This window comes from Caulobacter sp. KR2-114 (assembly GCF_049446115.1).
Lineage (GTDB): Bacteria > Pseudomonadota > Alphaproteobacteria > Caulobacterales > Caulobacteraceae > Acaudatibacter.
In genome coordinates, this window is sequence record NZ_JBMSEC010000001.1 from 811,302 (window position 1) to 833,678 (window position 22,377).

Sequence of the window (22,377 nt, forward strand, 5' to 3'; positions counted from 1 at the left end):
TCCTACAGCCACCCCATCTCCCGCAGCGCCCGCACGTACGCCCGGCTGACCGGGACCTCGCTGCCGTCGGTGAGGGTGAGGATGGCGCGGCGCTCCTCGCGGCGGGCGTCGGCGACGGCGGCGCGGGCGACCCACCAGGAGCGGTGCACCTGGGCGCCTTCCAGGCCCTCCAGCTCGGCGACGGCGTCGGAGAGGCGCATCAGGATCAGCTCGCGGCCGGCGTCGGTGTGGACCTGCAGGTAGTGGTCCTGGGCCTCCACGGCGAGGATCGCCGCCGCGCGCAGGCGGGGCGGCAGGCGCTCGGGGAAGCGCGGCGGGGCGTCGCCCTGGGCGGCGGCGTGGGTCTGGGCCGGGACCCGGCTGGCCAGCATGTTGAGCGCGGTCATCACCCAGGTGACGGTGAAGGTCGGCAGGGCGAACACCGGGATGCGGGCGAGGTCGTAGAGACCCTGGTGGAACACCGCGCCGGTCACCGCCCAGGCCACCAGGGTGAAGGGGATCGAGAAGGCCACCGAGGCGACCAGCCCCAGCATCAGCGGCCGCTCGGCCAGCCAGCGGACCCGCCAGGCGACGATCATCCCGCCCACCGACACCACGGTGCCGCTGACCAGCAGCCCCAGCCAGTAGCCGGCCCGCGGCAGCAGGCCGATGGCGTCGGTGCCGAGCGGGGCGAGGATGGTCAGCACCACGCCGGCGATCACCGCGATCAGCAGGGCGCGGCCGATGGCCAGGGGATTGGACGGGCCGTCCTGCGGCGGCGAGGCGGCGCGGGGCGCGGGCGGGGGCGCGGGGGTCGCCATCAGCGGCCGCCCGTTCGCGGTTCGTGAACGGGCCGGGCGGCCCGGCCGCGACGGGCGCCGGCCTGCCGGCGAAAGCGCCCGGGCGCCGGGCGGCAGGCCGTGCCAGATCCCGGGCCGTCGGACGCGCCGATCGCCGGCCGCCGCCGCTGCAGGATCCCGCCCATGACGCTCACCGTATCCTCCGCCCGATCCCCCGCCGACAGGACGCCTGCAGATGGGGCGCCCGCCGACGGGGCGCCCGCCAACCGGATCAAGCCGGCCCGCCCGCCGCTGTCAATCGCCGGCGCGGCCGGCCGCGTGACGCTGGCGGCGGGCGGCCTCGTCCTGGCCGCGGGCGCCGCGGCGATGCTGACCGGACATGCGCCGCACCTGGCGCGGCTGGCGGCCGCCTCGCCGGTGGTGCAGGCGCACCTCGCCGCGGCGGTGGCCGCGCTGGCGCTGGGCGCCGTGCTGATGGGTGGCGTCAAGGGCGTGCGCTGGCACAGGCGGCTGGGCTGGACCTGGGCGGCGCTGATGCTGGCGGTGGCCGGGACCTCTCTGTTCATCGGCGGCTTCGCCAACGGGCGGTTCGGGCCGATCCACGCCCTGTCCGGCCTGGTGCTGACCCTGACCCCGCTGGGCGTGGCCGCGGCGCGGCGCCATGCCGTCGCGCGCCACCGGCGAACGATGTCGGGCCTGTTCGTCGGCGGCCTGGTGATCGCCGGCCTGTTCGCCTTCGCGCCCGGACGGCTGCTGTGGCAGGTGTTCCTGGGCTGAGCTCCCTGCGCCGAGGGGCGCCCTGGGTTGCAAGCCCCGCGCGGTCATGCTGAGACGGCGCCGGGGGTGCGCATGCGACGACATCTGATGGTGCTGCTGGCGGGGCTCGCCCTGGCGCAGGGCGCGCCGGCCATGGCGGCCGAGGACGGCGGCAAGGCGCTGATGCGCGACGCCAAGGCGATCGACGTGGCGATCGCCAAGAACGACTGCGCCGCCGGGCTGCCGCTGGTCCGTCGGTTCCTGGCCTATCCGCAGTTTCCCCAGGTGTCCCAGGCCGCGCGGCTGGCCGTCTGGACTTTCGCCACCGACTGCGCCTCGCAGGATCCCCAGCTGGACGAGGAGGCGTTCGCGGACGTGCAGCAGGCCACCGCCCTGCCCGGCGCGAGCGACGAGATGTGGGAATACCGGGTCCGCATGGCCGGCCACCTGCGCCGTCCCGACGACGTCGCCGAGGCGGTGGAGACCCTGGCGGACAGCCGGCCGCGCACCCTGGATCAGGTCTCCGTGCGCGTGTTCTCTCAGGTGCTGCGGCGCGAGCGCGAGGCCGGTCGAACCACCTTCGCCCCGCGCATCCTCGCGGCGCTGGAGAAGGCCGACTACAAGCCGGCGAAGTTCGGCGAGCAGGCCGACGGCCTGTGGCTGGCGCAGGCCAGGCTCGTCGCCGACGCCGGCGACCAGGCCCACGCTGCGGCCCTGTTGCGCCGGATCGGCAACACCGGAGACCTGCTGTCGGCCAGCCTGGACATCCGCTTCGCCCCGACCGTGAGGGCCGATCCGCAGCGGTTCGACGCCCGGGCGGCGACCGAACGGATGCTGGCCGCGGACCAGGCGCTGCTGGCTACGCACCCGGCGTCGCTGACCACGACGCACGAGGTGATCGAGGAACTGCGCGCGCTGGAGCGCTACGAGGAAGCCCTCACCCTGGCGCAGGCGGCCCTGGACCGGATCGCCGCGGCGCCGAAGGACAAGCCCGCCTACGACGACCTGGCGGACGAGCTGAACTGGATCCACGACGACAAGGCCAGGGCGCTGCTTGAGCTAGGCCGGGTGGACGAGGGCCTGCAGGCCGAGCGCGACGGCGTCGCGGCCGGAGAGGACGGCGCCGCCAAGAACGTCAGCCAGACCATCAACCTGGCCGGCATGTACAACAGCGCCGGCCGGCCGCAGGACGCCCTGGCGACCCTCAAGGAGCTCGAATCCCTGTCGCAGGCGACCCCGTACGGGATCGCCTGGGTGCAGGCGGAGCGGGCCTGTGCGGACCGAAGCCTTGGACGACAGGCCGAGCTTGGCGCCGCGCTCGACTACCTGGCCGCCCACACCACCGACAACCCCAGCGCCCGGCTCAAGGGGCAACTGTGCGCCGGCGACCTGGACGGCGCGGCGGCGACGGTCATGGCCCAGCTGAGGGATGACGACAGCCGCGGAGACATGCTGACGACCCTGTGCGACTTCTCGGGGCCGGCCCGGCGCACGCCCTTCGACGCCCAGTTGCTGCGGGCCCTCGCGGCCGTGCGCCAGCGCCCCGACGTGCAGGCCGCGATCGCCAGGGTGGGACGCACCGAGGCCGTGCCGCTGAACGGCAACGTGTTCACCGACTTCTACTAACCACCTCAATGCCGGCCCACGGCGCCGGTTTGACCGTTCGGCGACCCGTGTTACGCCAGCGGCACGACAAACTGTGGGAAGAGTCACGCTCATGAACGGTCTTCGCCTGGCCGGCCTCGCCGCCGTCTCCGTTTCGCTCATCGCCCTGGGCGCCTGCTCCAAGGGCGGCGCCTCGTCCGGCGCCAGCCAGGCCGCCGGCGGCGGTTCCGGCGGTGGCGCGGCCTCGCCGGCCAGCGGCCCCGACACGGTGATCACCGAGGCCGACCTGCCGCGCCTGAAGGCCGGCAAGTGGCAGAAGGTGGAGACCGGCGACGACGGCAAGTCGAGCACCGACACCTATTGCGAATCCGGCCGCCAGCTGCAGATGAAGCGCGCCGACCTGAAGAGCTGCTCGCAGTTCGAGATCAAGCGCACCTTCCTGGGCGGCATCGTCATGAACATGACCTGCGGCAACCCGCAGTACACGATGACCGCCCACGCCACCGCCTCGGGCGACTTCAACTCGCACATGACCTCGGACGTGCAGATGACCATGGCCGTGCAGGGCAAGCCGCCGGTCGTCACCAAGGTGCACACCGAAGCGACCTACCTGGGGCCGTGCGACGCCGGGCAGAAGCCGGACGACGCGGGGTAGCTCCTCTTCTCTTCCCCCGCTCGCGGGGGAAGAAGAACCGCCCCCTCAGTTCAGGAACCAGTCGCGGGTTTCGGCGTCGGCCGGGAGCAGGGTCTCCAGCTTGAGGTCCTCCAGGCCGGGGTCGACGCTCATGCCGACGGTGGCGACCAGGGAGAACAGGCGAAGGTCGCGGCCGTCGAGGCGGAAGTGCAGGCTCATCACCGGGGCGCCGACGCCCAGGTCGGGCGCCTTGGCGCAGGCCTCGGCGACGCCCGGCAGGTCGAAGATCTCCAGCAGCAGCGCCCGGCCCTCGCCGTCGTCCAGCCGGCGGGCGACCTCGATCTCGATCAGCCCGACCAGGCGCGCGGCCGCCTCGCGCCAGTTGACCAGCGCCTGGCGCGGGCCGTCGGGGTGCAGCACGGCGGCGACCAGGTTGGCGCTGGCGGGCGTGCCGAACATCTCGAAGAAGCCGCGGGCGGCGGCGTTCAGACGCTGCACGTTCCACAGCCGGTCGACCACCATCGCCGGATAGGGATCGTGCCGCTCGAGGATGAAGGCCAGCGACTCGTCGATGGCGGCGCGGGCTTCCGGGGTCCAGGGCGACAGGCTGGCGGGCGACGTGAAGCCGGCGGCGGCGAACAGCCGGTCGCGCTCGCCGCGCGGGATGGTCAGGGCGTCGGCCAGCTTCTCGATCGAGGCGCGGGTCGGCTTGGAGCGGCCGCTCTCCAGGAACGAGACGTGGCGCTGCGACAGGTCGGCGTCGAGAGCCAGGTCGAGCTGGCTGACCCGGCGGCGGGCCCGCCAGGCCTTCAGCAGGGAGCCGAAGGCCGGGGTTTCAGGTGTGGTCTGGGCGGTGGACGACATGGGACGCTCCGGCGTGGAGCGTCCCTTCTACCGCGATGCGTAGGCCTGGCGATTACCCGAGGGGTAATCAGGCCGCCGCGGCGGCCGCCTGCGCCATCAGCTTGTCGGCCTCGGTGGCCTGGGCGGACGGGCGCGCGCGCATGCGTTCCAGCCAGGCGGCCAGACGGGGGGCGGCGGCCAGCAGGTCCCGGCCCTCCGGCGACTGCGGCAGGAAGTCGATATGCGGCAGAAGCATCAGGTCGGCGAGGCTCAGGCTCGGGCCGGCCATGAAGGTCTGGTCCCCAAGGATCGCCTCCAGCGCCGCCAAGCAGGTCTGCGAGGGCGCCACCGCGGCGGCCACCGCCGCTTCGTCGACGGGCAGGCCCAGTCGCGGACACATGATCCGGGCCCAGCCGATGCCGGCGGTCATGCTGGGCATGACATAGGCGTCGACGATGCCCATCACCTGGTTCATCCGCGCGCGGGCCTTCGGGTCCTTCGGCTGCAGGGGCGGACCGTCGAAGGCCTCGTCGACGTAGCGGATCACCGCGTCGGTCTCGTAGAGGCCGAAGTCGCCATGCTCCACCCAGGGGATGCGGCCGAACGGCTGGCCGGCGAGGTGCTCCGGCGTCTTGCCGGCGCCGATGGCCATGGCCGCCAGCCGGTGCGGCGCGCCCTTTTCCTCGCAGGTCAGCAGCACCTTGCGGACATAGGGGCTTCCGGGCACGCCATGGATGACGATTTCGGTCGGGGTCTCGGGCATGACGTTCGCTTCCTCTCGCAGGTTGTTGATTTCAGGCCGCTTCGACGACGGCCTTGTACTGATCCAGGATCTTGCCCCAGCCGTTGGGGCTCTCGAAGGTGGCGCGCGCCTGCTCGGCGCCCTCGCCCAGCCGCTCCAGATGGCGGTGTTCCAGGTCGACCCGGGTGCGGCCCTCGCCGACCGCGGTGAAGCGGACGTCGACCTCGGTGGTCAGGTCCGGGTCGTAGGTCCACTGGGTGGTGACCCGCCAGGCGATGACGATCTGGTCCGGCGGCGACCAGACCAGCACGTCGCCCCAGTGCGCCTGCGCCCCATCCTCGCCGATGCCGTAGCAGCGGCCGCCGACGCCCGGCTCGATCACGGAAGACGTCGCCGGGGTCGCGCCGATGGTGTGGGTCGGCGGCCACCACAGGCCGATGTCGGCGGTGAACACCTTGAAGGCGCGGGCCGGGTCGGCGGCCACGGTGACCGACTTGCGCACCGGCGCGGGGCGGATGATGGCCTGGCTCATCGCGGTTCGTCCTTCGCTTCGGGCTTCTCTTGCAGGTCTTTGTTCTGACGCTCGATTTCGGCCGCGAAGGCGTCCAGCGCCACGGTCCAGAATCGGTCCAGCCAGGCGCGCATGGCGCCCAGGCCCTGGGGGTCGATCTGGTAGACGCGGCGGGCGCCCTCGGCCCGGTCGGTGACCAGGCCGGCGGCCTTCAGCACCTTCAGATGCTGCGAAACGGCCGGACGACTGACCGGCAGGCCCTCGGCGAGGTCGCCCACCGCGCGCGGCCCGTCGGCCAGGCGCTCGAACACCGCCCGGCGGGTCGGGTCGGCAAGGGCGGCGAAGGCGGCACTGTTGTAAGCCATGACTTACCGTAAGTCATCACTTACCAGATAGTCAAGCGGGCGCGGCATGCATCCCGCCCACCGGCTCGCGCGTTTGGCCGGAAAGGTCGGGTGGGCGACCTGGAACAACGAGCCTTGGAGACTCTCATGCCCGCCCGGACCCTCAGCCTGCGCAAGCCGCAGACCAAGACCCTGACCATCGTGCTGGCCCTCGCCTGCGGCGCCGGCCTGGCGCTGACCGCGCCGCACGCCCGCGCCCAGGACCAGATCCCTGCCTCGGTCGCGCCGGGGGCCCCGTCGCCGGACGCCGTGCCGACCCAGGACCAGATCACCGAGCGCATGGACCGCGCCGAGCATCGCATCAACACCGGCGTCGACGACGGCTCGCTGACCCGGGCGGAGGCCCACCGGGTGCTCGAGCAGCTGGCCAACATCAAGACCCAGACCAACGAGCTGGTGACCCGCGACGGCAGCCTGACGCCCACCGACGCCCAGTTCATCAACGACCGGCTCAACACCCTCTCGCACCAGATCCACTGGGCGAAGAACAACGACAGCTATCGCTGGTGACACCGGCCGTGGCTCCGGACGCTTGCTCCGGAGCCGCAAATGGCGCCCTTTTGCGGACCTCCTCAGTCCCGCTTGAAGGCGCCTCGCTTGAAACTCCTCGCCAGCCTCATCCCCCTCGCCGCCGCCCCCCTGCTGATCGCCGCCGCGCCCGCCGCCGCCGCTCCGGGCGCCGACGCCCCCGGCCCCGTGCCGCCGCAGGACAACCAGGCGCTGGCGCACGACGTCCTGAGCGAGATGGTGGCGATCCGCTCGACGCATGAGGTCGGCACCGCCGCGGTGGCCGAGGTCGTGGTCAGGCATCTGAAGGCCGGCGGCTTCACCGACAAGGACATCGTCGTCGTCGCCGACCCCAAGTACCCGCACCAGGTCAACGTGGTCGTGCGGCTGAAGGGCAAGGGCAAGGCCCGCCCGATCCTGTGGAACGGCCACATGGACATCGTCGAGGCCAAGCCGGAGGACTGGTCGGTGCCGCCGTTCCAGCTGACCGAGAAGGACGGCTACTACTACGGCCGCGGAACCTCCGACATGAAGCAGGACGACGCCGCCATGCTGGCCTCGCTGGTGCGGCTGAAGCAGGAAGGCTTCGTCCCCGAGCGGGACATCATCATCGCCTTCACCGCCGACGAGGAGGTGGGTCTGGAACAGGACGGCCCGGCCTATCTGCTGCGCGACCACCGCGACCTGATCGACGCCGAATACGCCATCGACACCGACGGGGCCAACGGCGAGCTGCAGAACGGCAAGCGCGTGGCGCTGGACGTGGAGACCGCCGAGAAGACCTACGTCACCCTGAAGCTGGAGGTGACCAATCGCGGCGGCCATTCCTCGGAGCCGCGGCCGGACAACGCCATCTACACCCTGGCCGCGGGGCTCGGCCGGCTGGCCGCCTGGCAATACCCGTTCAAGACCAACGCCTCGACGCGGCTGTACTTCCAGCGCGAGGCGGCGCTGCAGACCGGCCAGATCAAGGACGACATGCTGGCGGTGTCCGGCCCCACGCCCGACCCGGCCGCCGCGGCCCGGCTGGCGCGCGATCCCGGGCTGAATTCCATCCTGCACTCCACCTGCGTGGCCACCATGCTCTCGGCCGGCCACCAGGAGAACGCCCTGGCCCAGCGCGCCGACGCCACCGTGCAGTGCCGGGTGATGCCGGACGAGACGCCCGAGCAGACCCGCCAGACCATCGAACAGGTGGTCGCCGATCCGCAGATCAAGGTCACCCTGCCGCAGGCGGTGGTGTCCGGGCCGGAGACGGTCCCCTCCCCGGCGGTGCTGGCCAAGGTGCAGAAGGTCACCGACAGCATGTGGCAGGGGGTGACGGTGATCCCGGCCATGGGCGCGGGCGCCAGCGACGGCCTGTTCTTCCGCGGCGGCGGCATCCCCACCTATTGCATCAACGGGGTGTTCGAGGACGAGAGCCGCATGCACGGCCGCGACGAACGCGTGGGCGTGCGGGCCTTCTACGAGAGCGTCGAGTTCACCTACCGGCTGATGAAGGAAACCAGCCGGGCCCAGTAGCGCCTCCCTCCCCCGAAGTGGGGAGGGACAGATCGCGCAGCGATCAGGGTGGGGAAGTGAGACGCTTCCGCCAAGGCCCGATGGTTATCGTTGTTCTGGCGGGCGTTCCCCACCCTGCCCGCTTCGCGGGCTGTCCCTCCCCACAAGGGGGAGGACAGATCGCGCTTCATCCGTACAAGCGCGGAGTCGAGGTCCGCATTAACTCTGGGCCTTCTCCTCCGGGACGGGGATTGTCCGGGAGGCGCGGCGAGTGCGAGACGCCGTTTCTGGCCCCCTTGCTTCGGCGAGGGGGCCTTTTTCGTGCGCCACGAGCTGGCGCCCGGCTTGCGAGGCGATCTGCGAACCCCTGGCGATCGTCCCGGATCGGGACACGCCGCTGATCGAGACGACCGGCCATGTCGACCCACGATTGGATGAAGTCAGAGTATCCCGCCACCGGCCGCAGCGCCGCCGCCCCGGCCGCGACGAAGCGCGCGCGCTCGCCCCTGGAGATGGGCCTGATCGCCGCCGGCGTCGTGGCCTGGGGCTGGTGCCTGTACGAAGTGGCGATGCTCGTCCTGAAGTAACGTCCTGCGGACGTCCCCGAACACACCCGACGTCCCGACTGCGGCCCGCACTCTCCCACCGGAGGCGGGCCGTTGTTTTTTCAGTAGTCCATCCCGCCAGGAGCGTATCCCCTCACCTTCCCACGCCCCTTGCTGTGCAAGGGCCGCGGGCCCCTCCCTCTCCCTCTGGGAGAGGGGGAAACAGGGAATTCACCTCTCCCGAAGGGAGAGGGAGGGGCCCGATCGCGCAGCGATCGGGAGGGTGAGGGGTTCAGGCGCCGCCGCGAGGCAAGCGGCTAGCCCGCCAGCACGTCCTTCGGATCGGCGAGGTTCTTCACCGGCTGGCCGGTGAGGTAGAGCTTCAGGTTCTCCAGGAACAGGGTCTCGTTGCGGGTGTTCTGGCCACCGGTGATGCCCGAAGCGTGCGGGGTGAGCGTCACCCGCGGGTGCTTCCAGAACGGGCTGTCGGCCGGCAGCGGCTCGACCTCGAACACGTCCAGCACCGCGTGCTCCGGCTTGCCGGCGTCGAGCGCGGCCAGCAGCGCCGGCTCGTCCACCAGCCCGCCGCGGCCGACGTTGACGAGCACCGAACGGTCCTTCATCGCCGCCAGGAAGGCCGCGTCGACCAGGTGACGAGTGTCGGCGGTGAGCGGCGTGCACAGCACCACCACATCGGCTTCAGGCAACAGCGCCGGCAGCTCGGACATCGGCGCGATGCGATCGGCCAGCGCATGCGGCGCCTGGTTGCGGCGAACCCCGGTGACCTTGGCGCCGAAGCCGCGGGCGCGCTGGGCCACGGCCTGGCCGATGGCGCCGAAGCCGATGATCAGCCACTGGCTGTCCAGCACCTCGCGGAAGGCGACACGGTCCCATTCGCCCGCCGCCTGGGCGGCGCGGCGCTGCGGGCCGTGCTGGAAATGGTCGATGACGCCCCACAGCACGTACTCCGCCATGCCCAGCGCCTGACCGTGGCTGGTGGAGAGCTGAGCGCCCTTCTGCACGATCTGGCCGAACACCGGGTTGTCGAAGCCGGCGGCGGCGCTCTGCACCCACTTCAGGGCCTGGGACTTCAGGGTGGCGACCATGAAGGCGCGGGCGGCGGGGCTGGAGAACACCTCGTGGTTGGCCCACACCGCCTCGGGCTGGGCGTCGTCCTGCGAGACGGGCTGGCCGTTCAGGGTGATCTCGCCGGCGTCGTTCACCAGCAGCCGGTCGAAGGCCACGCCGAGGGCGTCGAACCGCGGCTCCAGCCGCCGGTAGGTCTTCTCGTAGATCATCACGCGCGCCATCGGCCGCCGCTCCTCCAGCTGTCCCTTGCCGCAAGCTCTCTAGAGGCTGGATGCGGCGCGCGCGACCCGCTTTCGCGGCTCAGCGCACGACGACGCGACGTTCCATCGGCGCCAGCTTGGCCAGCAGGCGGTTCTGGTCGCGAAACGGCACGCCCTCGTGGTCCATGGCCCCTTGCAGGTCCTCGACCAGGGCGTTGAAGTCGGTCTGCTGCAGGCCGAGATCGGCGTGCGCGGTCTTCATGTCCCGCCCGCTGTAGTCGCAGCCGCCGTTGAGGATGAAGCAGAACTGTTCCTTCAGCGTCCGGCGCAGCCGTTCCAGGTCCTGACCCTTGAAGATGTCGGTGATGCGCGGGTCGGCGACCGCGCGGTCCACCAGGTCGTCGACCACCCGGTCGATGCCGTCGCGGCCATGGAAGGCCTTGAGCATGTGGTCGCCGGCGAACGGCGTCGCCTCGGCGTTGTCGTTGGACTGGGCGTAGGGCTTCACCGGCTCCTCCGCGGCCAGCGCCGGACCGACGGCGCCCAGCAGGGCGGCCAGGGAGAGAATGGCGAGCGGCTGGATGGTCATGGCTCAGAACCCCGCCTGGAGGGAGACATAGCCGCCGCGCTGGCGGCGGAAGGTGGCGATATCGCCGAGGTCGACATAGGCCGCGGTGATCGAGAGGTGCTTGTTCAGCGCATAGGCGACGAACACGTCGGCCCAGTCGCTCTCGTGGGCGAAGCCGAGATTGTCGGGCTTGGTGCGGTACTCCGCGCCCAGCGCCAGGTGGCGGTTCAGCAGCAGCGCCGCCGAGCCCTCCGCCTGCAGCGAATAGGCGTCGTTGCGGTCGCCGCCGAAGCCCAGCAGCCCCATCTGGTTGGCCTTGGTGGCGCGCAGCGTGGCGTCCAGCAGCAGGCTCTCGCCCAGCAGCAGCTTGGTGGCGGCCACGTAGTAGTCGACGCCGCTGTCGTGGCGGCCGCCCACGGCGCGGATGATCGCGCCCCGGTCGTTGTGCTTGTACTCAACGCCCACCGAGACCTGCGGCAGCAGGCGATCCTGGTCGTATACCGCGTCGCCCAGCAGCCGCAGCTTCGCGCCGACCACGTCCTGGTGGAAGGTGAAGCCGTCGCCGAGGCCGAGCCGGCCGCCCGCGGCGCCGGTGTCGAACGCCTGGCGCGCGTAGGACAGCTCCAGCCGGTCGTGCAGGCCCACCGCCACGCCCGCGCTGCGCAGGCTGAAGTCCTTCAGGCCCACGTAGGTCGCGTGTGCGTTGGCGCCCACGCCGTCGCGCGTCTCGTAGCCGGTGATCGTCGACCAGGCGGCAAGGCCCCCGCCGCCCTCGCCCTCCACGGCGCTGACGCCGCCGGTGAGCAGCAGCTTGCCCATGTACGCCGCCTCGCCCGCGCGCGCCGCCGCGGGGCACAGGGCGATCGCGGCGACAAGGGCGACCACGCCGTGTCGGAAAGCGCTGGACATCATCCATCGCTTCTCGCCGCAAATGGTTGACGGGCTGTTGGCCATGCGCGGCCTCACCCGGCGGCGCCCTTTCGGCCCCACCCGTTCCGGCGCTAAACCCGGCCGGCGCCGACCGGCGCGAGCGGCAGCTGGAGGCGGAGGCGGATCATGGGCGCGCCCACAGACGAGACGGTCGACCTGAAGGCCTGGATCGGGCGGACCGAGACGGCCGAAGACGTCGCCGCCGCGGGCCCGCTGCAGGGCCTGTCCGCGCTGTTGGACCACGAAACGCCGCCCTGGCGCGCCGGCGAGGCGCCGCCGCTGGCGCATTGGCTGTACTTCCTGCCCCGGGCGCGGCAGTCGCTGATCACCGAGGACGGGCACCCGGCGCGCGGCGGCTTCCTGCCGCCCACGCCCCTGCCCCGGCGGATGTGGGCCGGCAGCCGGCTGGTGTTCCACGCCCCGATCCACATCGGCGCACGGCTCGAGCGCCGCTCCGAGATCGCCGACGTCGCCGCCAAGACCGGCGCCAGCGGAAACATGCTGTTCGTCACCGTCCGCCACGCGGTCTACGCCGACGGCCAGCATGCGGTCAGCGAGGACCAGGACATCGTCTTCCGGGAAGCCTCGACCACGCCGACGCCGCCTCCCGGCCCCGCCGCGCCGCACGCCCCCTGCGATGTGGCGCGCACCGTCACCCCGGACGCCGCCAGCCTGTTCCGCTTCTCGGCCCTGACCTTCAACGCCCACCGCATCCACTACGACCGCGACTATGCGCGGGACGTGGAAGGCTATCCGGGCCTGGTGGTGCACGGGCCCTATCTGGCGACCCTGCTGATGGACCACTTCCTGCGCCAGCGGCCCGGGGCCCACGTGAAGACCTTCGCCTTCCGCGCCCGCCGGCCGGTGTTCGACCTGGCGCCCTTCACCGTCTGCCTCAAGGACGGCCCGCGCGAGGCCGAGCTGTGGGCCGCCGGCCCGGACGGCGAGGCCTGCATGACCGCCACCCTGGGGCTGACCGATGGCCTATGAGCTGCTGAAGGGCCTGAGGGTCGTCGAGGGCGCCTCGTTCATCGCCGCGCCCAGCTGCGGCCTGCACCTGCTGCAGATGGGGGCCGAGGTGATCCGCTTCGACCCGATCGGCGGCGGCCCCGACTTCGCCCGCTGGCCGCTCTCGCCGGGGGGCGACAGCCTCTACTGGGAGGGGCTGAACAAGGGCAAGAAGTCGATCGCCCTGGATCTCGGCCGGCCCGAGGGGCGCGAGCTGGCCCAGCGCCTGGCCGCGGCGCCCGGCGAAGGCGGCGGCCTGTTCCTGACCAACTATCCGGTGGACGGCTTTCTGGCCCACGCGCGCCTGGCGGCGCTGCGGCCGGACCTGATCTCGCTTCGGGTGATGGGCTGGGCCGACGGACGCACGGCGGTGGACTACACGGTCAACGCCGCCCTGGGCGTGCCGCTGATGACCGGGCCCGCCGACCTGCCGGACGAGCAGCCGGTGAACCACGTGCTGCCGGCCTGGGACCTGATGACCGGCGCCTACGCCGCCTTCGTCCTCCTGGCCGCCGAGCGCCGGCGCCAGGCCACCGGCCAGGGCCAGGAGATCCGCCTGCCGCTGGCCGACGTCGCCCTGGCCAGCCTCGGCCACATCGGCCAGATCGCCGAGGTGCTGGTGGGCGGCGCCGACCGTCCGCGCTACGGCAACGACCTGTTCGGCGCCTTCGGGCGCGACTTCCGCCTGGCCGGGGGCGAGCGGATCATGGTCGCCGCCATCACCCGCCGGCAATGGTCGGGGCTGCTGGAGGCGCTGGGCCTGACCGAGGCCGTGGCGGCGCTGGAGCGCGACCTGGGCGTCCGCTTCGACAAGGACGAGGGCGAGCGCTTCCGCCACCGCGAGCAGCTGCTGCCGCTGGTGGAGGCGGCCATGGCCGCGCGCACCCAGGCGCAGTTGGCGCCGCTGTTCGACAGGCTGGGCGTCTGCTGGGCGCCTTACCGCACCACGCTGCAGGCGCTGAACGACCCGCAGATCCTGCCGCCGGACTCGCCCCTGTTCAGCACCATCGAGCACCGCAGCGGCCACAGCTATCCGACCCCCGGCGCCGCCGCCGAGCTGCCCGGCCTGGTCCGACAGCCGCCTGGGACGGCCCCCCGCCTCGGCCAGCACACCGACGAGGTCCTGGCCGAGGTTCTGGGCCTGGCCTCCGGCGAGATCGGCCAGCTGCACGATGCGGGCGTCGTCGAACAGAGCTAGGCTCGAGAGTGCCATCTTTCCGTCACCCCGGGCGGAGCGCAGCGCAGACCCGGGGCCGGCCGGGCCACACCCGAGACGACCGAGCTTGGCCGCCGACAAGCTGCCGCCCGCTGGATATCGCCTGGGTCGCGGGGCGGCTGGCCCCGGATCGGCGGGCGCTCACGCGCCCTTGTCCGGGGTGACGGAGGATGAGGGTGCGCCTCCCCCTGCGACAAACGCGCACGGCCTGCGTTAACGGAATTTAGGCGTTCACGGCCCGACACTCGGACGAATCGGAGAACCCGGCTGTGCGGCCGGGAGGGGAGCTAACTCCAATGACGTCCACCGCCCTGCCCTCGTCGGGCGCCGAACTGGTCACCGTCGCCATCGGCGAGCAGCAGTTCGCCATCGACATCATGTCCGTCCGCGAGATCCGCGGCTGGACCGCCTCCACCCCCCTGCCCAACGCACCCAGCCACTTCCTGGGCATGATCAACCTGCGCGGCTCGATCCTGCCGGTGGTGGACCTGGGCGCCCGCCTGGGCCTCGGCGCCACGGCGGCCGACCGCTCGTCGGTGGTGATCGTGGTGCAGATCGGCACCCGGCAGGTCGGCCTGCTGGTGGACGCGGTGTGCGACATCCTCGCGCTCACCGACGGCATGCTGCAATCGCCGCCGGACATCGGCGCGCCGGAGGTCAACGAGTTCGTCGCCGGGGTGATGACCACCGACCACGGCATCGTCAGCCTGCTGTGCCTGGACAACATCCTGCCGGCGGAAGACCGCCAGGCGGCCTAGACCGCCCGCCAAGAGCCCTCGCCCCACATCGTGGGGAGAGGGCTTAGCAGGCGAAGTCCCGCGACTCCCCCGCCCCTTCAGCCGGCTCGCGCCATCTTCCACAGGGTCTTCAGGCCGCAGAGCACGGCGGCGTCGCCGTCCCAGACCTTGTGCGGGATGCGCAGGCGCTGCATCGCCGTGGCGTAGAGGCCGGTGAGCTTCGCGTCGCCGATCAGCTCCACCCGGCCGGCCTCGGCGCGCATCGCCGGCCACAGCGAATTGACCTCGGCGCCGATCAACAGGCCCGACAGATAGGACGGCGCGGCCTCGGCGGCGAACTGCCCGGCCAGCAGGCGCCCTCGCGCGGCGAACAGCCGCGTGGCGAAGGCCGAGCCGTCGCCTGCGGTGTCGATGCCCAGCAGGAAGGCGGCCGGATCGTAAGGCGCGGCCTCGGGCTCGACGGTCCGCAGGATGCTGTGCTCGCCCAGCAGGGCGTAGAGCTCGCCGGTCATGGCCGAGGCGAACTGCACCACCTGGCCGTCGGCCACCGCCAGCCACTTGGCGTGGGTTCCGGGCAGGCAGAGCAGCCGCGCCCCGCGCCGCCGCGCCGGATCGCCCTGCAGCCAGCCCAGCGCCTGGGTCTCCTCGCCGCGCAGCACGTCGGGGCCGCCCGGGCCGTAGCAGCGCAGGCCCGGGACGATCGCCACGTCCGCCGCCGGGCGGGCCAGCCGGCCGGCCACCGTCGCCGGCGAGGCGGGGCAGTCCACATAGCCGGCGTCGATCCAGCCGACGTTGGAGCCGATCGCGCCGCAGAGCAGCGCCGGCAGGCCGGCGGCGCCGAGGGCCGACCGCACGACACTGTCCAGCGCCTCGGCCGCGCCGCCGGGCGCCAGCCGCGAGACCCCCAGCGGGAAGCTCGCCTGCGCCGCCACCGCGCCGGCTCCATCCAGGCGCCAGGCCCGCAGGGTGCTGCTGCCCCAGTCGGCCAGCAGCACGCCGGCGTAGGTCGCGGAGGGCGCGGGCACGGCGCGGGTCAGCCCGCGAACGGCGGCAGGGCGAGGCCCGCGACGCCCGGCTCGAAGGCCAGCAGGCTTCCGGACAGCGGATAGCGGGCCAGCCCCTCGGGCGTCAGCGCCTGGCGGGCGCTGGTCACGTAGAGGGTCTGCAGGCCGGGCCCGCCGAAGGCGCAGCTGGTCGGGTTCTTCACCGGCAGGGCGACCGTGCGCTCCACCACCCCGTCCGGCGAGCGCCGTTCCAGCCGCGCCCCGCCCCAGATCGCGGTCCACAGATAGCCCTCGGCGTCCATCGCCGAGCCGTCCGGCCCGGTCCCGTCGCCGCCCACCAGGGCGAATTCGCGGCCTTCACCCAGCGTCCCGCCGGCCTGGTCGATCGGATAGGCGTCGATCCGGCCGTGGCCGGAGTCGGCGACGTACAGCCGCTCGCCGGCCGGATCGCAGACCAGGGTGTTGGTGATCGAGATGCCGTCCAGCACGCGCCGCCAGGTCCAGTCGGCGTCCAGGCTGTAGACCGCCCCCGCGGCGGACGGCTGGTCGTCGTCCATGGTGCCGAACCAGTAGCGGCCGTGGATGTCGACATTGCCGTCGTTGGCGCGGTTCTTCGGCCGCTCCGGCTCGGGATCGAAGCGCTTCTCATAGGCCCCCGTCGCCGGATCGAGGATGCCAACCCCGTCCTCGGTGGCCGCCAGCAGCCCCGGCCCGCCGGCGCGCGGCGCCACGGAGGTCACCTGCAGGCCCACGGCCACCGACCCGGGCGCGCCGGAGGCTGCGTCCAGCCAGTGCAGGCGCCGCCCCTTGATATCCACCCACCAAAGGCGCCCCAGCGCCGCATCCCACACCGGCCCCTCGCCCAGCTGGGCCTGGACCTGCGCCACACACCGAATCTCGCTCATGCGTCCTCCTGCCGGCGCAGAAAGACGGTGATCTCGCCCGCCCGCAAGACCGGCGAGGCCGGCGAGCGGCGCGGACGCCCTCACTTGGAGGGGGTCGAAATGGTGACCGCGTGGCTAGCGCTGTCGTAGCTGGACAGCGCGTGCGCCTTGCCGGCGAGGATGTCGTCGGTGAGGCGGGCGGCGTCGTCGAGGTCGGGCCGACCGTCGTAGAAGGCGAACACCCAGGTCTTCGGCCCGCGCCTCCAGCTCGCCGTCCATCGTGGCGGCCGGCCCAGCTCGGAATCAATCTGCGCTCCCGCCGGGTCGAGGGCGATGTCCAGCGCCGGCGGGTCATCCAGGGTCAGGGGGGTGATGCGCACGGCATTGCCGTCCGCGCCGGCGCCGTCCACCGCGCGCCAGGCGATGAAGCCATGCTGGCCGACCGCGATCGCCTTGGCGAAGCACCAGGTCGTCGCGGCCGCCGGCTTCGCCTTGCCATCCTCCGCCGCCAGCGCGGCGCTGGCCATGAGTATGCCGCTCATCGCAGCGTCCGTGGCGGCATCCTTGGTGTCGATCCGCTTGCCGACGCCCGGCTTCGCCTCGGACCTGGCGCAGAGGTCCAGGTGGGCGCCGGCAGATGCGCGGATCTGGTGGCTGAACACCGACAGATCCGCCTGGATGCTCGCGTCGTCATCGCCAGGGTAGGTAGCGCGGTACTGCACCAGCCAGCCGTCCAGCTCGCCCACCCAGAGACTGGAATGCAGGCCGCCGTCCTCGCCATAGAGGGCCATCCGCCAGCTGAAGCCTTCGTCCTGGCGCGGCCCCTCGGCCAGCAGCTGGGGATGCAGTTCGGCCCCGACCTTCACCAGCGACGTCTTGGCGTTGTCGTAGATGCGGCCGAGATCGGCGCCGTCGAGCCGGGTCAGATAGAGGGTGATGCGGCGCCCCTGGGCGACGTAGTTGCAGTCCACGTCCAGCCCCGCGCCGTCGTAGGCGTACACCCGGTCACGCCGGTACGCCCCCAGGCGCGCCGGGCACTGCAGTCCCGACTGCGGATTGATCTGCAGATCGTCGGCGCCCACGCCCCAGACGCTGCGCGGTATCCGCGCCGCCGCCCTGGCGGTCGCCGTAGGCGAGGTCGCGGGCTCCTGGACGCCGCCGGAGGGCGCGGTCGGCGCGGCGGCGGCGGCGCTCGCCGTCAGCAGAAGCAAAAGAAGCGCGATGCGCATGAGCCGTCCCCCCAGATCGATCCGGTCAGGCTACCGCGGCGCCCCGAGGACGATCAACGCGAGGTGGAGGCACGCGCCGCTCCGCCTCGCCCCCCGCTCAATAGTCGGCCTTGAGCGCGAAATAGACGTCGTACTGGCCTTCGTCGCGGGCGTTCTGCAGGCCGGGGCCGCCGGCCAGCAGCAGGGACCAGTGCGGGTTCAGCCGCCATTGTCCGCCCAGGTTCAGCCCGGTGAACGACCGCCCGTCCCGGCTGTCGGGGGTGTGATGATAGACCTCCGCGCCCAGCATCAGGCGCGTGTTCACCTGCCGGCTCAGCGCCACGCCGCTGGTCCAGAAGTTGCGGTTGTCCTGGCCGGGATTGATCTGGTAGCCGCCGCCGCCGAACAGCGACCAGCCGGCGAAGTCCTTTCCCGCCCACACCGGCAGCAGCAGCTGGGTATGGCCGGTGTCGAAGCCGCGGCTGGCGGTGGGCAGGAAGAAACGCGGGAACACCGCCACGTCGGGCGTCCAGCTCCCCTCGCGCTGGTGCAGCAGCTTGAACTTGGCCGCCGCCTCCACCACCCCCATGCCGGTGTGGTCCTGGTCGTAGGCCAGGGGGACCACCAGGGTCAGCTGCACGTCCCTGGCCGCGCCGTAGTTCAGGTCCAGCCCGGCCTCCCCGCCGCTCGCACCGGGGGTGTGGGCCAGGTTGGCGAAATTGTAGATCTCCCAGTGGCCGTCGTCGGTGGGCTGCGGGTCGTCGGTGACGAACGGCGGCCCCGCCAGCGCCGGCGCGGCGGGGGCAAGGACGATCAGGACGCCCGACAGGGCGGCGAAGATGCGGGCGGTGGCGGCCAGGCGGACGGATCGGCGCATGCCCGCGCTGTCTCACGGTCCCCGCCTGCCGCCAAGAGGCCGGGCCCGGCGATTGGGAAATCGTATACTGCGCTTCAGCTCCGGCCCCGCGGCGCCGGCCGCCCTTGTGGCGCCGGCGACCCGTTGCTAGACGGAACGCCGCTGCCCCAGTGGCGAAATGGTAGACGCGGTAGACTCAAAATCTATTGCCGAGAGGCGTGCTGGTTCGAGTCCGGCCTGGGGCACCAAATGGGGGCGCGATGGGCGGCTATCGCACCGTAACGCTGTGGGCGTTCATCGCACCGTAACGCCGCGCCCCACTGCCCCATCTGTCATCCCGGAAAAGCGCGCCAGCGCTTTATCCGGGAGCGCCGGAAGCGCTGAAGCTTGCAGGCCGTAGCGGACGCCGACGCCTGCTGCGGTCCCGGATATCCGCTGTGCGGATTCCGGGATGACAGTGTTGGGGGATGGGGGCTGAGGTTCGGGTAGGATTGCCCCGGCGCCGCTCACTCAGTGATGCGCGTGCCCATGCTCCGCGTTGCGCTTCCTCGTCGCCGCCGCCTTTTTCGCCGACGCCGAGCGGTCAGCGGCGGAGCGGTGGGCGGAGGCTTTGCCGCCGGCCTTGCCGCCCTTGTGCGCAGCGGGGTGGCCGGTGTGCTGGCCGCGGCCGGAGCCGCCTTCTTTCTTGCCGCCGCCGTCGTCCTTGTTGACCGTGGCCCAGGCGCGGCGCTCGGCCTCCTTTTCCGAGACGCCCCGGGCCTCGTAGCCCTCGGCGATGTGGTCGGCCTTGCGCTCCTGCTTGTCGGTGTACTTGGACTTGTCGCCGCGGGGCATGGTGGGCTCTCCGGATCTGAAGGGGATGCATTTTCAATGCCTTGCCCCCGGGCCCGGTTCCTTTGGCTCAGCTCGCCGGACTGTCGCCCGACAGGCGGATCGCCGCCGCTTCCAGGCGGCCCAGCAGCAGCTTGATCGCCGCCACCTCGCCCGGGGTCATGCCGGACAGCAGCGCCGCCTCGTAGGCCAGGGCCAGGGGGGCGATCTCGGCGTGCAGGCGGGCGCCCTCGTCGGTCAGCGCCAGGCGGTGGGAGCGGCCGTCGGCCTCGTGCGCCTCGCGCGCCAGAAGGCGGCGCCTGATCAGGCCCTGGGCGGCGCGGCTGATGGTGACCTTGTCCATGGCCGTGCGCGCCACCGCCGCGCCCGGGGTCATCGGCCCGTCCTCGGCCAGCACGGCGATCAGCCGCCACTGCGGGATGGTCAGGCCGAAGCGGTCCTCGTAGGCGCGGGCGATCAGCCGCGAGACGGCGTTGGAGGCGACCGAGAGCCGGTACGGAAGGTAGTCGTCGAGGACCAGATGGCCATCGGCGACCTTGGGTGCGCGCCGAAGCGCCGAGATTTCCGCCGACATGCCCTGACGCCTCCGCATCTCCTAGGGCGCCGCGACAACTTGCTGCTCTATGGCGCCGAAGATGGAGTGCCGGTCCGGCCCCTTCATCTCAATGCGCACCGTGTCGCCGGGGGTCAGGAAGGGCGTCTTCGCCTGTCCGTTGAGCAGGGTTTCGACCGTCCGCATTTCAGCGATGCAACAGTAGCCAAGTCCGCCGTCGGCGACGGGTTTGCCTGGACCGCCGTCGGAGTCCCGGTTCGACACCGTGCCCGAGCCGACGATCGAGCCCGCGCAGAGGGCGCGGGTGCGGGCCGCGTGGGCGATCAGGGTCCCGAAGTCGAAGGTCATGTCGACCCCGGCGTCGGGCCGGCCGAAGTCGGCGCCGTTCAGCTCCACCAGCATGGCGCCGGAAAGCTTGCCGCCCGTCCAGGCGTCGCCCAGCTCGTCCGGCGTGGCGGCGACCGGCGAGAAGGCGCTGGCCGGCTTGGACTGGAAGAAGCCGAACGACTTGGCCAGTTCCCCCGGGATCAGGTTCCTGAGGGAGACGTCGTTGACCAGCATCAGCAGGCGGATGGCGGCCAGGCCCTCCGCGCGGTCTACGCCTTGCGGCACGTCGCCGGTGACCACCGCCACCTCGGCCTCGAAGTCGCAGCCCCAGGCCACGTCGGCCAGGGGGATCGGATCGCGCGGCCCGAGGAAACCGTCGGAGCCGCCCTGATACATCAGCGGGTCGGTCCAGAAGCTGTCCGGCATCTCCGCCCCGCGGGCGCGGCGCACCAGCTGCACGTGGTTCACATAGGCCGAGCCGTCGGCCCACTGGTAGGCGCGCGGCAGCGGGCTCATCGCCTCGTGCTCGTGGAAGCGCTCGCGGGGGACCGAGCCATGCTCCAGACTCTCGGCCAGGCCTTTCAGCAGCGGCTCGCACCGCTCCCAGTCGTCCAGCGCCGCCTGCAGGGTGGGGGCGATGGCGTCGGCGCCGGAGCACCAGGCGAGATCGCGCGAGACCACCACCAGGCGGCCGTCGCGGGGCGACCCGGCGGACTTCAGCGACGCCAGCTTCATACGGAGCCTTCCCTGGAAATGGTGAGCGACAGGCGCACGCCTTCGTCGAACCGGGTCTGGCCGCCGAACACATTGACCTCGCAGAGGATGTCGCCGCCCGGCTCGGCGGCCCAGAGGTAGTGCCGCTCGACCGTCACGTTGCGGCCCGCCGGGGTGAAGCCGTCGAAGCTGTCGCCCCACGGCATGATCGGCGCGAGCTCGGCCCACGACAGGCCGGCGGCCCGCTCCATCTCGTCTTCGGCCATGGCGGCGAGGTCCGCCTCGAGGTCGGTCATGCGGTCTTCCAGCTGTCGACGTAGGCGGGATTCTCCACGCCCTTCGCCCCCTCCCCTACGTCCAGCGGGTCGCGGGTGTCGATCATCACCGCATATTCGTCGGTGGCCGGCTTGGGTTGCACCAGCATGTTCTTCAGGGCCTTGGGGTGCGGGCCGTGGGTGAAGCCCGAGGGATGGAAGGTCATCATCCCCGCATCGATGTTGTCGCGGCTGAAGAAGTCGCCGGCGTGGTAGAACAGCACCTCGTCGTAGTCGTCGTTGTTGTGGAAGAACGGCACCTTCAGCGCGCCCGGATCGGTCTCGAACGGCCGCGGGGCGAAGGTGCAGACCACGAACCGCTCCGAGGCGAAGGTGGTGTGGACCGACGGCGGCAGGTGGTAGCGATGGCTGGCCACCGGCCGGATCGACCTGACGTTCAGCCGCACCGGCGCGAGGTCGCCGTGCCAGCCCACGGCGTCCAGCGGGTTGTACGGATAGGTGACGGTGGAGACGGCGCCGCGCTTCTTGATCTCGACGCGCACCTCGCCGGGGGCGTCCTGGTGGGCGCGGAACGCCTCGTCCATCACCGGGGTGTCGAGCATGGCGGGGTCGAACACCGCGTGCGCGCCCAGCACGCCGCGCTCGGGCAGGGTGAAATGGCTGTTGGTCGCCTCGATGGTCAGCAGCGCCGCCGCCGCCTCGGGCGCCAGGCGCCACATGGTCCCGCGCGGCAGGTACAGGTAGTCGCCGGCCTCGAAGGCGATGCGGCCGTAGTCGCAGTGGAGGTCCCCCCGCCCCTGGTGCACGAACAGCAAGAGGTCGCCGTCGGCGTCGCGGGCCAGGGCCGGCATCGGCGCGGCCAGCTTCCAGAAGCGGATCTCGGTGGCCGCATTGCCCAGCACCTTCGGCGCCGTCCAGGGCGAGGCGTCCGCCTGGTTCAGCGCCGCCAGATCGAAGGCGCGCGGGCGCAACGGCCCCTCGAAGCTGGTCCAGCCGGTGGGCGGGCGGCGATGGTGGAAGAAGGCCGCCGGGCCGAAGAAGCCCTCCTTGGACACCTCCCGCTCATAGGTGCCCTCGGGCATGTCGGCGTGCGCCTGGCGCGAGTGCTGGCCCTGCGCGCCGCGGACCGGGATCCACTGGCCCTTGGCCAT

26 protein-coding genes and 1 tRNA gene are annotated in these 22,377 nt (G+C 72.1%); 10 read left to right on the plus strand and 17 right to left on the minus strand.

Features of this window, described 5'->3' with window-relative positions:
* Window positions 1–2 precede the first annotated feature (2 nt).
* The gene (locus ACO2Q3_RS03605; protein ID WP_423305077.1) at window positions 3–800 is read right to left on the minus strand and encodes a LytTR family DNA-binding domain-containing protein; all 798 of its coding nucleotides are present in this window, start codon (window positions 798–800) and stop codon (window positions 3–5) included.
* A gap of 162 nt (window positions 801–962) precedes the next feature.
* Between ACO2Q3_RS03605 and ACO2Q3_RS03610 the strand changes: the two genes are divergently transcribed.
* From ACO2Q3_RS03610 to ACO2Q3_RS03620, 3 genes are all read left to right on the plus strand, one after another.
* Entirely contained in the window at window positions 963–1,556 is a 594-nt protein-coding gene (locus tag ACO2Q3_RS03610; protein WP_423305078.1) for a DUF2306 domain-containing protein, read from the plus strand.
* 72 nt (window positions 1,557–1,628) lie between these two features.
* The gene (locus tag ACO2Q3_RS03615) at window positions 1,629–3,161 is read left to right on the plus strand and encodes a hypothetical protein (protein WP_423305079.1); all 1,533 of its coding nucleotides are present in this window, start codon (window positions 1,629–1,631) and stop codon (window positions 3,159–3,161) included.
* Between the two features lie 91 nt (window positions 3,162–3,252).
* On the plus strand, window positions 3,253–3,795 hold the full coding sequence (locus tag ACO2Q3_RS03620) for a DUF3617 domain-containing protein (RefSeq protein WP_423305080.1): 543 nt from the start codon (window positions 3,253–3,255) through the stop codon (window positions 3,793–3,795).
* Between the two features lie 45 nt (window positions 3,796–3,840).
* Here the strand turns inward: ACO2Q3_RS03620 and ACO2Q3_RS03625 are convergent, their stop codons facing one another.
* From ACO2Q3_RS03625 to ACO2Q3_RS03640, 4 genes are all read right to left on the minus strand, one after another.
* Entirely contained in the window at window positions 3,841–4,638 is a 798-nt protein-coding gene (locus tag ACO2Q3_RS03625; RefSeq protein WP_423305081.1) for a helix-turn-helix domain-containing protein, read from the minus strand.
* Window positions 4,639–4,705: 67 nt separating this feature from the next.
* Complete coding sequence (locus tag ACO2Q3_RS03630) at window positions 4,706–5,380, minus strand: glutathione S-transferase family protein (protein WP_423305082.1); 675 nt, start codon at window positions 5,378–5,380, stop codon at window positions 4,706–4,708.
* A gap of 31 nt (window positions 5,381–5,411) precedes the next feature.
* Window positions 5,412–5,891: an SRPBCC family protein gene (locus tag ACO2Q3_RS03635; RefSeq protein WP_423305083.1), complete on the minus strand. Its 480-nt coding sequence runs from the start codon at window positions 5,889–5,891 to the stop codon at window positions 5,412–5,414.
* The gene (locus ACO2Q3_RS03640) at window positions 5,888–6,235 is read right to left on the minus strand and encodes an ArsR/SmtB family transcription factor (RefSeq protein ID WP_423305085.1); all 348 of its coding nucleotides are present in this window, start codon (window positions 6,233–6,235) and stop codon (window positions 5,888–5,890) included. The genes ACO2Q3_RS03635 and ACO2Q3_RS03640 overlap by 4 nt, the downstream gene beginning before the upstream one ends.
* A 126-nt stretch (window positions 6,236–6,361) precedes the next feature.
* Here ACO2Q3_RS03640 and ACO2Q3_RS03645 point away from each other — a divergent pair, with 126 nt between their 5' ends.
* The 3 genes from ACO2Q3_RS03645 (at window position 6,362) to ACO2Q3_RS03655 (ending at window position 8,868) form a co-directional block, all read left to right on the plus strand.
* Window positions 6,362–6,784: a hypothetical protein gene (locus ACO2Q3_RS03645; protein WP_423305086.1), complete on the plus strand. Its 423-nt coding sequence runs from the start codon at window positions 6,362–6,364 to the stop codon at window positions 6,782–6,784.
* Window positions 6,785–6,871: 87 nt separating this feature from the next.
* Entirely contained in the window at window positions 6,872–8,302 is a 1,431-nt protein-coding gene (locus ACO2Q3_RS03650; protein ID WP_423305088.1) for a M20/M25/M40 family metallo-hydrolase, read from the plus strand.
* 395 nt (window positions 8,303–8,697) lie between these two features.
* Entirely contained in the window at window positions 8,698–8,868 is a 171-nt protein-coding gene (locus ACO2Q3_RS03655; RefSeq protein WP_423305089.1) for a hypothetical protein, read from the plus strand.
* A gap of 275 nt (window positions 8,869–9,143) precedes the next feature.
* On the opposite strand, the gene ACO2Q3_RS03660 is transcribed toward ACO2Q3_RS03655, so the two are convergent.
* From ACO2Q3_RS03660 to ACO2Q3_RS03670, 3 genes are all read right to left on the minus strand, one after another.
* Window positions 9,144–10,136: a D-2-hydroxyacid dehydrogenase gene (locus tag ACO2Q3_RS03660; RefSeq protein WP_423305091.1), complete on the minus strand. Its 993-nt coding sequence runs from the start codon at window positions 10,134–10,136 to the stop codon at window positions 9,144–9,146.
* Window positions 10,137–10,215: 79 nt separating this feature from the next.
* Window positions 10,216–10,704, minus strand: coding sequence for a group I truncated hemoglobin (locus ACO2Q3_RS03665; RefSeq protein WP_423305092.1), 489 nt, complete (start codon window positions 10,702–10,704; stop codon window positions 10,216–10,218).
* A gap of 3 nt (window positions 10,705–10,707) precedes the next feature.
* Window positions 10,708–11,592: a DUF3034 family protein gene (locus tag ACO2Q3_RS03670; RefSeq protein ID WP_423305094.1), complete on the minus strand. Its 885-nt coding sequence runs from the start codon at window positions 11,590–11,592 to the stop codon at window positions 10,708–10,710.
* Between the two features lie 147 nt (window positions 11,593–11,739).
* Here ACO2Q3_RS03670 and ACO2Q3_RS03675 point away from each other — a divergent pair, with 147 nt between their 5' ends.
* The 3 genes from ACO2Q3_RS03675 (at window position 11,740) to ACO2Q3_RS03685 (ending at window position 14,595) form a co-directional block, all read left to right on the plus strand.
* Complete coding sequence (locus ACO2Q3_RS03675) at window positions 11,740–12,603, plus strand: FAS1-like dehydratase domain-containing protein (protein ID WP_423305096.1); 864 nt, start codon at window positions 11,740–11,742, stop codon at window positions 12,601–12,603.
* Window positions 12,593–13,819, plus strand: coding sequence for a CoA transferase (locus ACO2Q3_RS03680; protein WP_423305098.1), 1,227 nt, complete (start codon window positions 12,593–12,595; stop codon window positions 13,817–13,819). Before ACO2Q3_RS03675 ends, ACO2Q3_RS03680 begins: the two co-directional genes overlap by 11 nt.
* A gap of 314 nt (window positions 13,820–14,133) precedes the next feature.
* On the plus strand, window positions 14,134–14,595 hold the full coding sequence (locus tag ACO2Q3_RS03685) for a chemotaxis protein CheW (protein ID WP_423305099.1): 462 nt from the start codon (window positions 14,134–14,136) through the stop codon (window positions 14,593–14,595).
* Window positions 14,596–14,672: 77 nt separating this feature from the next.
* Here ACO2Q3_RS03685 and ACO2Q3_RS03690 read toward each other — a convergent pair whose 3' ends face one another.
* The 4 genes from ACO2Q3_RS03690 to ACO2Q3_RS03705 form a co-directional block, all read right to left on the minus strand.
* Window positions 14,673–15,599: a 2-dehydro-3-deoxygalactonokinase gene (locus ACO2Q3_RS03690; protein ID WP_423305100.1), complete on the minus strand. Its 927-nt coding sequence runs from the start codon at window positions 15,597–15,599 to the stop codon at window positions 14,673–14,675.
* Between the two features lie 8 nt (window positions 15,600–15,607).
* Window positions 15,608–16,483: an SMP-30/gluconolactonase/LRE family protein gene (locus ACO2Q3_RS03695; RefSeq protein WP_423305101.1), complete on the minus strand. Its 876-nt coding sequence runs from the start codon at window positions 16,481–16,483 to the stop codon at window positions 15,608–15,610.
* Between the two features lie 80 nt (window positions 16,484–16,563).
* Complete coding sequence (locus ACO2Q3_RS03700) at window positions 16,564–17,691, minus strand: hypothetical protein (RefSeq protein ID WP_423305103.1); 1,128 nt, start codon at window positions 17,689–17,691, stop codon at window positions 16,564–16,566.
* A 97-nt stretch (window positions 17,692–17,788) separates the two neighbouring features.
* Window positions 17,789–18,547 carry a hypothetical protein gene (locus ACO2Q3_RS03705; protein ID WP_423305104.1) on the minus strand — a complete coding sequence of 253 codons (759 nt, stop codon included), beginning with the start codon at window positions 18,545–18,547 and terminating at the stop codon, window positions 17,789–17,791.
* 143 nt (window positions 18,548–18,690) lie between these two features.
* Here ACO2Q3_RS03705 and ACO2Q3_RS03710 point away from each other — a divergent pair.
* A tRNA-Leu gene (locus ACO2Q3_RS03710) sits at window positions 18,691–18,774 on the plus strand.
* 262 nt (window positions 18,775–19,036) lie between these two features.
* Here ACO2Q3_RS03710 and ACO2Q3_RS03715 read toward each other — a convergent pair.
* The 5 genes from ACO2Q3_RS03715 to ACO2Q3_RS03735 all read right to left on the minus strand — a co-directional run bounded on the left by ACO2Q3_RS03715 (window position 19,037) and on the right by ACO2Q3_RS03735 (window position 22,377).
* On the minus strand, window positions 19,037–19,360 hold the full coding sequence (locus ACO2Q3_RS03715; protein ID WP_423305105.1) for a plasmid stabilization protein: 324 nt from the start codon (window positions 19,358–19,360) through the stop codon (window positions 19,037–19,039).
* Between the two features lie 67 nt (window positions 19,361–19,427).
* The gene (locus ACO2Q3_RS03720; protein WP_423305107.1) at window positions 19,428–19,931 is read right to left on the minus strand and encodes a MarR family winged helix-turn-helix transcriptional regulator; all 504 of its coding nucleotides are present in this window, start codon (window positions 19,929–19,931) and stop codon (window positions 19,428–19,430) included.
* A gap of 21 nt (window positions 19,932–19,952) precedes the next feature.
* The gene (locus tag ACO2Q3_RS03725) at window positions 19,953–20,972 is read right to left on the minus strand and encodes a fumarylacetoacetate hydrolase family protein (protein ID WP_423305108.1); all 1,020 of its coding nucleotides are present in this window, start codon (window positions 20,970–20,972) and stop codon (window positions 19,953–19,955) included.
* Complete coding sequence (locus ACO2Q3_RS03730) at window positions 20,969–21,247, minus strand: hypothetical protein (RefSeq protein ID WP_423305109.1); 279 nt, start codon at window positions 21,245–21,247, stop codon at window positions 20,969–20,971. The genes ACO2Q3_RS03725 and ACO2Q3_RS03730 overlap by 4 nt, the downstream gene beginning before the upstream one ends.
* Window positions 21,244–22,377 (minus strand): homogentisate 1,2-dioxygenase, encoded by a 1,134-nt coding sequence (locus ACO2Q3_RS03735; RefSeq protein ID WP_423305110.1) that lies wholly within the window; start codon window positions 22,375–22,377, stop codon window positions 21,244–21,246. Before ACO2Q3_RS03735 ends, ACO2Q3_RS03730 begins: the two co-directional genes overlap by 4 nt.